A 14,270-nucleotide genomic window follows, 5' to 3' on the forward strand; every position below is an offset into this window, starting at 1 on the left:
TAGGAAACATCATGAAAAACTATTTAATGGTGCCAGTTCAGTTGGATGCGCTCGTGATTGAGAGTCAATCAGAAACTGTCGTTCAGCAAGCGGCTGATTTTCATCGCCAGTCACACTATGAGCCTGCTTTAAGTCAGGGTTTTAATAGTGATTCACCCAACATAAGTGAATATATAACTTCCAAGGCGTTTCAAAATAAACGCCTAGTACTAGGTAAAGGCGTACATTTACACTGGGCATTGCCAGATGCGCTCACCCGAGGCGAGCAAGGGCTAAAATTTCCCGAAGTTCCCAACCGCTGGCTTATTACGCGCCGAAAAAAAAGTTCATCAATCACACAAAACTGGGAAATAGAGAAACAATGGGTGGTTGAAAGCGACTATTTATATCCACCTGGTATTGATAAAGTGAGCTCTGCCGTAAGCATTCCATACGATAGTAATTACTGGTGTTTTGATAACAACTCAAGAACTTTTAAATACAAACAGTTTGAATATTCAGTTTCTAGTTTTCCTCAATCAATTCAGTCAGACAGCTCCTTATTAAACACACTATTTGACGATGTAAATCAAGGCTCACTTAGGCTCAAACCTGTTTCTTTTGAGCAAATTAATCAGGAACTAGCACACCACGAGCAAAGTGATGTAGAAAGTTTCTTTGCAGTACTTCGCCAACCGATAGACTCACAGTCCAGGTCTAATCAACCTTATCGTTATATGGGGAGAAAAATGCCCCTGTCTTCATGGCAAGAAACATTTGATAAGGCAGAGTACTATCCGTCGTTAACCAGCATAGGATATGGTGAGCCGACTTTTGCAGCATTTTATCCAAATTGCTTTAGTGTTTTTGGTTTTCATGATCAAAGCCCAAATGCAGATTTAAGCAATACTAGATATGAAGTTACCGGTTGGTATAGCGACCCGCATAGCGACGAACTGTATAAAGCGATTAAGAATACCGCACCAGAAGAAGTAAACGAAACAATAAAAAGTAAATTTAACTGGGAAAACAAGTCGCCCGATAACCCCACGCATTTGCTGTGCTTTGGTGGCCTTGAATTCAATCCAAAAGATACATCAGACCAAGACGATAAGAAGGAAGTCAGCCTATGTATCGCCAATACAGAAACAGAAGCCTTATCTGCCAGAGTCGCTCACGCTTTACTCGAGAGCGGCAGTAACAGTAGCGAATCATTGAAAACACTTGAAGATCAACTCGAAGCAGCGCAGCTAAATTTCCGTTTGGAAGAAAAAAAGCTCGACGTTATGGCCAGATTTAGAGAGCTGCGCCATGAACTAGGTTTTAAACCTTCTTCTGGTGGATATGAGTGGCAGCTCAAAACAGAGCAAAGCACTACAAATGAAGCCTCCCCGTCAGTAAGAGAGATATCTGAAGCGGAACTTAATGAGATAAACCAAAACCTCAACGAGCTTAATGCCTTACAGTATGAGTATGACAAAAGCTGGAGGGAACTAGAAAATCTAAGGAAGCAGCTGTTTGCAGATTGGTACAAATATATTGTCAGCTGCTATCCTGGTGATGAATCAATCGATTACCATCCTGATGCCGACCTACTTAAGTTTTATTTAGAATCCAGCGCGATGCCGTGCATTAAACAAAAGCGAAACTATGTAGGTACTTTAAATGCAGACAACACAGTTACGCCAGACTCCCCCACAAACTCAGTCGCCGTCAAGTTGAGTCAAAAACTCACTTTTATCCGTAGCAAGCTACAGCAAAAAATAGCTGGTGTACGTTATCGGCTTGAGAAAATCACAGTCCATAGGTTTTGGGAACCCAATGATCCCGTAATTCTAATGGATGGTGATAGCGTTAAACAAGGTAAACGACATGGGCAGGATGGGATGCTTGAGTGTCAAATCTTCACTAGTTCAAATGATAAACCCTTTGTGGCAGAGCGAGATTTCAATTTGCTTAGCAATAAAGTCCACGAATGTATGAATAATTCAGACTCTCATTTAAAGATTTGGCAATCTCAGCCATGGAATCCACTGGCTTTAGAGTGGCAGGTAGAGCTTTACCCAACCCTAAGTAACAGCAACCTTCATCAGAACAAAGGGCTCTACTCTACTGGCTTTATTACAGATAACTATCAAGCTAGAGTAAATGACCCTGATCTATCTTTGAAAAAAAATAAAGGAAAGCTCGCTCGAATTGGTCATATCTATTCAGGAACCAGCTTATTGACTGCACATGCCAATAGCTCGGTAAAATCAGATATTGAATACAACCTAATCACAAAAAGACGTTTAGTTTATGAATATCAAAGAGATAATGATATTACATCTGATCTGACAGATAGCGCATATTTACAAGTAAATCACGCCAAAATCAAAGCTTGGTACAAAGAAAGTTACTTGATAAATGAGCACCAACCGTATTCAGATCCTGTGTATACACTGCTGTCTGCCTACAATTATATTCTGGATACCCCCATCTTAGCCCAGTCTTTGGGTGGGTTTAATCAAGCGCTACAAATGCACAAAAACACATTAGAATTGCCCGTTGAAGATCCTTGTGGGTTCGAGCAATACAGACAATTCAGCGACTTGCAAGTATCAAATGCCATCTCAGACAGCCTGACAATGGCTCCCAGCCCATTAAATGTTTTTAACCCTATTCGTACAGGCTGCTTGAAGTTACTGCAGCTGCGATTAGTAGATAGTTTCGGCCAAGTAAAAGATTTAAACTGTGAACGGGTCTTAAGTAGCTATAAAATGACTTCACCAGGAAGTAAACATTTAATAAAGCTACCGCCAAGACTTGCACAACCTGCCAGACTAAATTTGAATTGGCTTGATGCATCACACGATAAAAAACCGCTACAAAATACCACGCACAATACCCCTGTGTGTGGCTGGCTTCTAGTCAACAAACATGACCAGAGCCTGATGTTTTATAACGCTGAAGGTCACGCACTTGGTTATTTTAAAGCTGGTAGTTGGCGACAAGCGATCGATAGTGATGCAGCAAAAAACTGGACAGACATAAGCAATTCGCACTTACGCAGAGTTGCCAAGTTTATAGCCGATGCCCTTGAGCAAGACATCGATAACAGCTCAGGACATGACTTCCTAACTCATTTCAATAACACCTTGCTCGATGCATTAGACAATATACATGCAGAAAAACATACAGCCGTTCAAGGAGCAGCCGTTTTGATCGGCAGACCCATTGCTGTTGTGCGCGCCTCGCTAAATTTAGAACTAGCGAGTCAGCCTGCGATCAATCAAGACTGGAATACCTTTAGAAGAGATATAGGCAAACAGCGCAGAACTTCAGATGGGTTCGACAAAGTAAACTTTCCTGTGAGGATGGGAGAAAGCGGGCAACTCAATGATGGACTAGTGGGATATTGGCTTGAAGACACAGACTACACAGATGTTATCCACTTCGAGTCAGAGCAACTAAGTCGCGACGGAGATGTAGACAACGCGCATTATCCAGTATTTTATTCCCCTCAAAGTAACGAGCAAGTGCCAGATCATCGACCAGATCCGCACATAAAAACGCACGCTGATGAGGAAATTAACTTTTATCAGAGCCTCTCTGACTCCGCGCAAATGATGACTTTACTCATGGATGTACAAGGCAGTCTTCATGCAACGGTGGGCGTATTGCCTAATAAAGAAATACGTATACCCGAGGAGTGTTACCGAGAAGCACTAGAAAATTTAGAGGTCAGTTTTCTCCATGCGCCAGTTTTAACAGCACAAGGGCAATATGAGATGCCGCTGAGACCCGTAAAAGACCACGCTTGGTCTTGGGTTGAGCGTAAATCAGAAGAAACAGAGCAATGGTTAGAGGTTTTTCCGCAGGCCAGGATCTCAAAGCAAACCTTTATTACTGCCTTCTTAGACCTCGCTCCAAGTGAAACCCACCAAAAAGTAGCTGATTTATGGAATTATTTATTATCGAGTCAAGTTAAATGGCTGAAATCAATAAATGAATCAGCCTCTTCAGCACAAGTCATGAATAAAGATGATAGAGAATTAAAAGTTGATGATAAATCTGAGATTCATTTTTCCTCTGATTTTAAGGGATTAGAAGGCATGGTCGAACACGTGCTGGATCTTTACGCTGTTGGCATCAATTCTGTTAATCCAGATTTGCATTTTAACTCACCACAGTCACTGATTGAAGGCTGGCAAAAATTGAGAAAAGCCTCATCGGATAACAATTAGTCACCGCTTCAATCTGTGCACTCGAAAACTCACTCATTAAATCAATATATTCGGCTTTTCACTTTTCGTTTCTCAGTTTATTTAATCATAAGGAGGTGTTAATGCTTAATTTAACGTGATCTAAACCTATTTACCTCAACTTCAACATATTTAACTCAAACTTTATTTAGATATTAATTATTTGTGGAGAAATAACTATGGCTAACGTACAAGTATTAGCTCAAGCAGAAATGCTAAAATGTAATGTAGACGCAGTATATAAAAAGGAAGATACCAAGGAAACGATGGTGGTATATGGTAAACCCCAAGCGTTACCAGCCCCGCAACTAACACTGGATGAAGTAACCAGTGAATTAGGTAGCTTTATCGGTGTCAATGATATTGTTTTACCAGGATCAATTGGTTCTGATCTTAGCCTTTCATTACAGGAGATTTTTTACAGCTCTGTCAAAGAGTCACCGACGGCACAGCCAAGCAAAGAATATGCAGTTGCACTTAAGCTTCACGCTGCCAATCTAACAGCTGACTGGCCTATCAAAGTTAAAACTGTTTCTTTAATTGTATGGGACACACAAAACCCTAAAATTATTAACGAAATGGGTATTGCCGAAGCGCAGACGCTGCTTGAGTATGTCAGCGCCGCGTAATTAAGTAACCTATAGCGAGATAAGGCATTGACCTTAGATCGCTATTTTCCTCTCTGCTCGTCTCACTACGCCATTCACTTTAACTGGGGACCAGTTAGCAATGAACAGATCAAATAACTCTGATGGGCCAAATAAGCTAATTTCGGTGGATGCCGAATTTAAGGGTCATCAGGTCACATGCGCTTATGACTCTTCGAACGATTTTCTAATCGGTCAGTTTAAAGACATTGAACTCAATGCACTTGCACCGGACGAAATACGCCAACACGTACCCCCTATCCCGGTAAATACAATTACACTTGGTGCGAGCAAAAGTCAAAATCAACAATTTCTGAAATCCGATTTAGGGTTTGAGCTTGCCTTGGCTGATATCCCTATTTTAGGAAAAAAAATTCCTTTTTCATTAACGTTAAAAAACCTGTCTTTACTCTTAAACTCTCTGAGCAAAAAAGTAGGCCAGAATACGCAAAAAGAAAGCCGTATTCAGCTTCTTTCCAATCTAGAGTTTGACGGAAGAAGCACCCCGTTAGCCATCCCTATATACGAAAAAGTTGAGCTGGTTAGTCAAGCAAGTAACAGCCATCAACTGAAAAGCCTAAATACAAAATCTGAAATTACCCAAGCCCATTCAAGACCAACAGTCTGGCTGGATGTAAACTCTCAGCTAGGACCTTTGTATATTAAACGTCTAGGGGCTCAGCTTAACGGAGATGCATTAAAATTATTGCTAGATGCAGACTTAAGCATGGGTCCGTTGACCCTGATATTAGAAGGGCTGGCGGCGCAGTCTCCTCTAGATAGGCTAGCCCTTGAGTTTGATCTCAGCGGCATTGGTATTCGATATAATAAGGGTCAGGTGGCCATTACAGGCGCTTTATTAAAAACGACCAATAATAACAGCTCAAATAAAAACGCTTATAGCGGTTTGATCACCATTAAAACACCTAAGCTAAATATCCTAGCAACTGGTGCCTATGAAACAATTAATGGTATGCCTTCGCTCTTTTGCTATGGTGTTAGTCATTTCGATATCGGTATAGGCCCTACCTTTTTTAGAGTAACAGGTCTCAGCGCTGGGTTTGGTTATAACCGCGCAATTAAAGTGCCAGAAGTCAATGAAATCAAGACGTTTCCATTTGTTGAAGCTGTGGTAAGCGAAGCAGGTAAATCCGATCCTATGCCCTACCTAAAACGTCAGCTTCGTTATTTACCAGCTTCTGCGGGTAACTCCTTTTTAGCTTTTGGCTTAAAGTTTAATAGCTTTGAACTGATTGACTCATTTGCATTATTACTTTTGCAGCTTGGCTCTAAAACAGATCTGGATGTGATTGGGGTATCAAAAATCGCGGTGCCTGCGAAATCAAGCAACCCCTTAGCCGTGGCAGAAATTGCCTATAAAGCCAAATATGACTTTGAGAAAAACAACTTAAAAGTCGAGGGGGTGCTCACTCCTGAGTCTTACCTTTTTTCGCGGGACTGTAAGTTAACGGGTGGATTTGCACTGTCAACTTGGTTTGCTGGCCCTCATGCGGGTGACTTTGTCTATACGATGGGAGGCTATCATCCTGCGTTTAAAAAACCCGCCCATTACCCTAAAGTGCCTCGGCTCGCATTTAACTGGCCCATTGCAAGTAACCTCAGCATAAAAGGCTCCCTCTATTATGCGCTTGTACCTGGTATGCTGATGGCAGGTGGAAATTTGCGAGCCAGCTATGAAGAGTCATTTCGCGTGGGCTTTGATATAGGCATCGGCGGAGCTGAATTGTACGGTAAAGTACAGGCTTATTTTGATGCCGCAGCCGATTTTATAATTGCTTGGCAGCCCTTTGCTTACCAAGCAGATATGCGAGTGCGAGTAGGTATTTCAGCTTTGTTTAAAGGCTCAGCTTGGTTTGGCGCATGGAAATTTAAAATCAAAAAATCTGTACAAAAACGTTTTGATTTGCATTTGAGCGCGGGTCTTTCAATTTGGGGTCCGGATTTTTCGGGAAAAGCCCATATAGATTGGGACATCATATCCTTTGATATCCCGATAGGAAATTCAACAAAGCCTGCATCTACTCCTCTTACCTGGTCTCAATTTAAAAATAATTTTTTATCATCAGCAAACGATGAGTTTTGTACCGTTAACATAACTGATGGATTGATAACATCACAACGAGAGAGCCAAGTTCAACAACACGGCCAAATTGTCAATCCCAAAGAACTTAAACTCAGTTTAGATTCAGTATTACCTTTATCTCAGGTACGTACCGAAAACTCAGGGGTCAGTCATACAGGAAAAGCTTTTTCCGTTAAACCCATGCAGCTAAGTACATTTAATGAATCCAAATGGGAAATAACAGTATCTAAAGACGGCCATGATTGTATCAACCAGTTTGTGATTTCACCCATTCATAAAAATATGCCCGAGGCCCTATGGGGGGACCCATCCAGTACCTCCTTAAACAGTGCCCAGCTAGTTACCAATTTACTAGCTGGTGTTGAAATTAAGCCAACTATTCCTCCTCTGCCAGATGAAACAGTGGCTCAGGAAACCCGCAACTTTAGATTTGATGTGAAAGTACCTAAGCGAGCAGGATTGGCGCGCTGGAAGAAGCAACTGGAGTTAGATCCTGACCCACAATCAGGTAAAATTAAGCCCTTTATGCAAACTCTCTTGAATGATGCTAATCAAGATAACCGCAACTCAATACTAAACATCCTTAACTTAGATAAAAGTCATCACAATTTAACCCAGCTTAAAAAGCGTTTAGATACAGATTTTGAGCACAACTACCAAGCTAATTTCAATCAAGCATTTCTCGTCTGCCCGGCTATGGTCGCGGCATAAAGTTAAATAAGGAAACAAGATGTCAAAAGCAAATACACCTGTGCATAAAAATGCAGTTGTTTTACCTCGTCTATCTGTACCATTAGATGAATTTACAGATGGCAAAGTATACGACAAAGCCAACCAAAACATAGGGAGAACTGTCGATAATATTGATACTTCACCCGATGATTTATTTGGTAGCGCCAGCCTGTTTAACCCAACTCCAGAACAAGTTGGGTATATAGAATTTTTCCCCGAATTAAGGTTGCCCCCGCTACCATTGACAGTTTGCCTTTGGTATAAAACCCATGCGATAACCCCAACAACACAAATTATTTTTGATAATGACCAACTACAAGTACGACTAAGCAATGGCATACTTGAATGTGAGCTGTTTCAACCTGGAAATACCTTGCTTAGTAGTCAAACCCCATTAAACCAAGATAATTGGCACCACTTAGCATTGACCATAGAACCACAGACACTTAGTTTTGCTCTGTTTGTAAATGGCAATAAGGTTGATTCACAGCAGTTAACTTCTTTGGTTCAGGCTACCTCTACATCCCCACGTGCTATACGCCTAGGGGCGGGGGAGAATGCTGGCCCTAACACACAAATAAGCGCACAAAACAACACTCTAAATGATAGTGGCTATTTTAAAGGACAGCTCGCGGGTTTTAACTTGTTTGAGGAAGTCTTAAGTACAGCCGCAATCAAAACCGCGATGGAGCAAGATAAAACTGCCTTAGCCGTATTTAAACAAACCAACCCTATTGCCACCAGATTCATCGACGATGAGGTAGTTAATGTACTTTATATCAGTCATGACTCAAATTTAAATACACTGAGCTGGGAGCTAATTAATACATCTGGGCAAGCACTCACAATTAAGAGTAAAGCTGGTGAAGAACCCACTCCTTCAAATTACCATTTTGCACTTACATTCAAAGCGAATACGTTTTCAGATGCAGAAGTCCCCCAAATCATTGATTCTCCCTCTGGATGGAAAGCAAAAAGCTTTAACAATTTAGGTGAGCGAAATGAGTTAATGCTATGCGTGCTTTATACAGGGGAAAGCGACCTTTCTATGTCACCATCAGGTCGTTTAGACTTGCCTTTAAACTACATAAGTGCCAATGCTGAGGTAGGGTCGAGAACCACTCAGGTAGCACTCAGTTATCATAACCTAAATTATGTAAGTGACCCTACTGTAATTGAAGGAAGCCGACTTCTCCCGGTCAATATCGTAAATCAGACTGGTAAACGAGATTTACCTCTTAGTCTATCCATTTTAGGCTCAAATCAGATATTAAATGATGCCACCTCAGACCAACCTAGCGATGGTACTGCGAGCGAAGTAAAAATTGTGCTAACGAATATAATGAGACAATCGGCATTAAACCCCGATCAGAACCGTATAAAGTTCATAAGCGGTAACCCTGATGTTGAGAAAAATACCCGTTTTACACTAACGTTTGATAGCGCTGATTCTGATTTTGCACTTGCTTCAAAAGATCAGTTAAATGCGATCACCGCTACGCTCACTTACAGAGTATACAACGAAGAAACCGAACAGTGGGATATTCACACACTAGACCTAAGTAAAAACGATACTGGTAGCCAAGTTGAGTTTTATTTTTATGCACCTATAGAGTTTTTAGCGGCAGAAGAGCGGCTAAACATCACACTAAGTAACATTCGTACCAACAAAAAGTCTGGATACACTAATCTATATATACACTATGAAGATATTCCCGGTTATTGGGATGGTCGCTATACAGTTCAAGTCGAAAAAACACCGATAGTACATAAAGAAATATCTGGAAATAGAAATGTTGGTATTGGTACAGCCCCCAATGAGCTATATAGATTATCGATTAACGGTAATATGATAAACAACGGCAACGCGCAAATTAATGGTGACAGTAAATTTACCGGAAATACTTTAATTACGGGCTCTTTGGGAATTGGTACAGACACGCCCTCAGCGCAGTTAGAAGTCGCAGGCACCATTAAAGGAGATGTCTTTAGTGGCAAAGGCATAGTGCCAATAGGAACCGTAATTGATTGGTACCGTCCCTCTTTGTCGGTACCTATTCCTGCTGGCTGGATGATAGCAAATGGCGCATCAATCTCCTCCAATGATACAAGTGTAGATATCTCATTAAGAGGAAAAACGTTGCCTAATTTAACTGGGCGCTTTGTAAGAGGACAAACATCTTCCAGCTTTTATGGTGTTAATTATGGTGGGGATGACAGCCATAGGCACTACAATAATTTTAGAACCAATAGTGAAGGAAAACATAACCATAACTGGCTATGGTATAGCGGAAAAACTATATCAACTTACAATTCTTCTGGAAGTAGGTTTGGAGTTATAAACTGGGAGAATGGCCATGATACAGGTGGTAGTGGTTATTACTCATATACTTGGGGCAGCTTCCACGATGGTTACACCGATAATGAAAGTGACCATTATCATACAGTGCAAGGTTATACCCCCTTCAGTAACAATATTCCTCGTTATGTGGGCCTTCTTAAACTAATTCGTGTTCTTTAAAATAGGATAATTTATATGTACTTACTTATTGACTCTCAATCAAACCAAATCATTTGTTCAGCCGCAATTAGTAAAGATAGCACATTTACATTAGCCGATGTATTTCCGGAAGCGACTAAAGAACAGGTTCTGGCGTGGTTTGAAGGAGAACAACTTCCTGATCATTTTGAAGTTAATTCACAAGGCGACCTCATTCCTTTTACCATTGAGCAACAAGTTGAACAAGGCTTGCTAGATCTGGAAAATAACAGTGAAATTGCAGAAGGCAAGATAGTTCAAAAAAGTATTGAAAAGCAAGTCAAAGAGGGTTTAATAAAAATAAAACCCAATCAAAAAATTTACGACAATCTTATAGTCGAAAAAACACTTCTCGAACAGATTGATGAAGGCCTCTTAACGTTAGCCAAACCTTATCAGTACATTGAGAACAATGAAATAAAGCATTGGACGATTGAACAAGTACTGAAACAAGACATAGTATGTTCATTAGAAGAAGCGCTTATTTTGAAGACCGATTTACAGCGCCAGGTTGAAAAAGCTATCGCGGCTAAATATTCACCAGGACTTGAGTTAAAGCTTATCAAAGACTTTAGCGCATGGGTCGCCGAAGGAAGCCCTGAAAAGGATGAACGCCAAAGCGATTTTCAGAAAATGCAAAATGAAATTGAAGCAATTAAACAATCATTTTCAACTCAAAAATCTCAAATCAAAGCTTTAATTGAAGCATTAAGCTGATTAACTACCATCACAAGCCTTAATAGGAAATAAGCTCACTCCTAATTTTAACTTTTCATTATATTAAAGTAAAAAACGGCATTTTAAATAAGACTTTTTCAAACCTGAAAAAATAAAAACCTAGGCCATTTTATAAACCTTTCTACTACCTTCTAAAGGAGAAGCTAACTAAGGCCTTATTTACATCTTGAAATAAGGTCTTAGCACCGTAAAAAACACATAAAAAACAGCCATATTTTATAAAAAACTTCGAAATCAACATTAAAATGGACAGATTTATGGCAGATATAAAGTATAACGAGAGCAATTCCGAAGACCGGCTACGTCAAATAGAGTTGGAGTGGTCAAAAATCAAAGGAAATATTGCTGTATTAAAGTGGTTATTTGGCAGTGGATTTATTATAACTATTGCAATTTCTTCCACGCTAACCTTTAACCAATACAATATAGAAAACCTATCCAAATCAGAAGCCATTCAGGAAAAGATAAATCATGCATTAGATAATCAACATACAGTATTCTTGTCAGCAAGTAGACTTTGGTTAGATACAGGAATAGAAGTAAAAAAAGGAGAAGTTATTAAATTCAGAATAAGTGGCGGTGTCAATACATCTGTGGATAATTTAATGTTAGATGTAACGGAACAAAATCCATTAAAATATGCCTGGAAGCACTTCCCAAAGGATACATCTATTGGTCATTTGAGTCTACGTATGAAAAAGAAAAGCTTAAATAACCAATTTAACCATGATAGCTATGGCAACATTCGAGTTTATATAGCTAAAGGCCACTATGACAAACCTATCTTAAGCAAATTAGACAGCCATGATTTTAAAAACTTAATCTCTTTTGATTCAATGGAGCAACCATGGATAAAACAAGATTATAGAGTAACAGCGCAAAGAGATGGCATTATTTTCCTTATGATAAGTGATAACCAATTAGGTGACAAACAAAATTTCATTAACAAAAAAAGTAAAAGACATAAAAAAGCATATCAATAGCCAAGCTGAAATTCATAGGTTTTTAAGCAAAAAATTTTCATCAAACTACAATATAAACCCAGAAGAGATATCAAATCCAAACTTTAATAGCTTAGATTTATTCAATTATATTTTTAGGTATAAATTCAGTCCACCATTAAGTGTAGATGCCTATAATGAGTACCGTTCTTTCGTTTGGGAAGAGGTTGAGGATGGATATCGTCGTTTATATTTTGATGATAATATAGGCGGGTATCTAATAACTATCATGCAAAATACTAAATAGTCGATTCTGAAAATCTCGGCTTTCCAGTTAACCGAGCCTTTCCGTTCCCAATTCATCCACAGCAAGTCTAGCGAAACAATTCGATATTTGTCCGATTTTTCCAACTCAGACACATTTTCAACCAACATAAAATCCAGACGTAAAAAAGCCTCAATAGGCTTAGAATTTTTCTGAAGTTTTGCCCGATACCCGCTAAAATGGCATTGAGTTTGTCGCCCAATATGCCTTTCAAGCGGTTTAACCCCAAATGGCCATCACTTTTCATGTGCCCGATGATGGGCTCTATCCCATTGCGCCGCTTGAGTTTTTTCTTTATCGCAGGTGTCACACCGCGTTTTTGTCCTGCGATAAAGACTTCATACCGCTGTGCCATATGACCGCGATAACCTCGGTCTACAAAACACGTAAACGGGCGAATGTTGGTGACGTCTTCGACTATTTTCAAGGTGCGATACAAGGTGTCACCATCATAAGGGTTGCCGTGCATGGCATGACAGCATAGGACAAATTGTTCCTTCACCGTCGTTGCTACGCTGACTTTTACCCCAAACTCGTACGGTTTTGCACTTTTACCTTTCGCTATGCATTCAACGTGCGGCTCATGCAGTGAGTACAGCTTCGATTTACTGAATTTATCTTGCTTGAGCAGTTTTTCAGCTTGGCGGAGTTGAACGACCATCGCCGCTGAAGGGTTGGTATCTAACTTACGAAGAATGTCGCGGAACACTCGACCAAGATACGACTTTTGTTTTTTCAATGCTTTACGCATCCGCTTGTATTGTTTGGCATGCGCATAACGACTGACTGAATTTGCGACCTTCACACCTGCTCTCGCATAGCTTTGCCACAGTGTGATACCTGCGTGTTTGGCGAGGTCGACTAGTTTTTTACGGCATCGTTCAAGCAGTTTACTGTCGGTTGGAAAACTGATGTTCTTTTCCATCACGGTGCTATCCACCACTACTTCGCGCAAACTACTTTCTTTTACCGCGCCGACTTTTAGTCCGACATCGACGGTGAGCGACAACATCAATTCCGCACCCTGTTCGCCAATTCGCTTGCGAAAGCGAACCATCGAACTTGGGTCACACGGCATCTGATGAGTAAAAAACTGCATCCCACAAAAATACTGCCAATAGGGATTTTCACACCACATGGCGACCGTATTTTCATCCGAAAGTTTATGAATTTGTTTAAGATATTCCAATCCAGCCAATAACCGAATGGGTTTTCCCAATGCGCCAGTATCTGCACTATAAAGTTGACCAAATTCGGCTTCTAAACGCTGCCAATCAATGATGTTGGCCAATTTAACCAGTTCATGGTTGGGCGCCACGAGGTCAATCAATTCGATCGTGAACAGTTGCTTTTGTGGTGTATGGTTAGTCGCTTTTGGCTTCATTTTTAATCTCCATTTTGCAAGGTTTTGAGGGGTGAGAAAACAAACCTTGCAAAATGAGGATAGTAAGATCGTTTAGATCATCAAGAAGATCAATACATTAAGTGTTTTTCAGTGTCGACTAAATAGCTTTTTGCAAATCAAACTCCCCCGAATTCAAATAACAAGTACACCACTTATGGTTAAACGGTGAGAAGAGATCAACTGCCGGTTGGTAGTACTTTGCAATCGCCAAAAAACAAGAGTTGATACCATGAGTTACAAGCAGTTGCTCGAAGGACAAAGCAACCAAATTTAACGAGTGGTGCACTTCACACTTGAATTCGCGTATGATCAAAACCAAAATCATCAGCCAAGTTACGGAAAATATAATGGCAAATACCACTTCTTCGTTATCACTTCACTGTCAATGTGGCAGTATTCAGGCACACGTAGAAAATATAAGTGTTGCAAGCTCAAATCACCTGCGTTGTTACTGCAAGGATTGTCGACAGTTTGCAAGAGTGTTAGATGGTTCGAGCAGTGTACTTGATGAATATGGCGGTACACGGATCGTGCAAGTACCCATAGGCGACTTTTTAAAAGGTAGTGTTTAGAAATCTGTGTCATTTCAGTATCATTAAGAAAACAGGAATGACAC

General features: G+C 40.3%; 8 protein-coding genes. 7 read left to right on the forward strand and 1 reads right to left on the reverse strand.

What is annotated here, in order from left to right:
* Window positions 1–11 precede the first annotated feature (11 nt).
* The 6 genes from AC5FX4_RS21120 to AC5FX4_RS21145 all read left to right on the forward strand — a co-directional run bounded on the left by AC5FX4_RS21120 (window position 12) and on the right by AC5FX4_RS21145 (window position 11,966).
* Window positions 12–4,205 carry a hypothetical protein gene (locus AC5FX4_RS21120; protein WP_493608389.1) on the forward strand — a complete coding sequence of 1,398 codons (4,194 nt, stop codon included), beginning with the start codon at window positions 12–14 and terminating at the stop codon, window positions 4,203–4,205.
* A gap of 197 nt (window positions 4,206–4,402) precedes the next feature.
* Window positions 4,403–4,852, forward strand: a complete 450-nt coding sequence (locus AC5FX4_RS21125) for a hypothetical protein (protein WP_493608390.1) — start codon at window positions 4,403–4,405, stop codon at window positions 4,850–4,852.
* A gap of 100 nt (window positions 4,853–4,952) precedes the next feature.
* A complete protein-coding gene (locus AC5FX4_RS21130; protein WP_493608391.1) occupies window positions 4,953–7,685 on the forward strand; it encodes a DUF6603 domain-containing protein in 2,733 nt (910 codons plus the stop codon).
* Window positions 7,686–7,704: 19 nt separating this feature from the next.
* A complete protein-coding gene (locus AC5FX4_RS21135) occupies window positions 7,705–10,227 on the forward strand; it encodes a LamG-like jellyroll fold domain-containing protein (RefSeq protein ID WP_493608392.1) in 2,523 nt (840 codons plus the stop codon).
* Between the two features lie 15 nt (window positions 10,228–10,242).
* Window positions 10,243–10,962, forward strand: a complete 720-nt coding sequence (locus tag AC5FX4_RS21140; RefSeq protein ID WP_493608393.1) for a hypothetical protein — start codon at window positions 10,243–10,245, stop codon at window positions 10,960–10,962.
* 278 nt (window positions 10,963–11,240) lie between these two features.
* Window positions 11,241–11,966, forward strand: a complete 726-nt coding sequence (locus tag AC5FX4_RS21145) for a hypothetical protein (protein WP_493608394.1) — start codon at window positions 11,241–11,243, stop codon at window positions 11,964–11,966.
* Between the two features lie 332 nt (window positions 11,967–12,298).
* Here the strand turns inward: AC5FX4_RS21145 and AC5FX4_RS21150 are convergent, their stop codons facing one another.
* On the reverse strand, window positions 12,299–13,633 hold the full coding sequence (locus tag AC5FX4_RS21150) for an IS5 family transposase (protein ID WP_493608395.1): 1,335 nt from the start codon (window positions 13,631–13,633) through the stop codon (window positions 12,299–12,301).
* Window positions 13,634–13,959: 326 nt separating this feature from the next.
* Between AC5FX4_RS21150 and AC5FX4_RS21155 the strand changes: the two genes are divergently transcribed.
* Window positions 13,960–14,226 carry a hypothetical protein gene (locus AC5FX4_RS21155; protein WP_493608396.1) on the forward strand — a complete coding sequence of 89 codons (267 nt, stop codon included), beginning with the start codon at window positions 13,960–13,962 and terminating at the stop codon, window positions 14,224–14,226.
* The last annotated feature ends 44 nt before the right edge of the window (window positions 14,227–14,270 follow it).

The organism is Pseudoalteromonas sp. ATL1, from assembly GCF_058933015.1.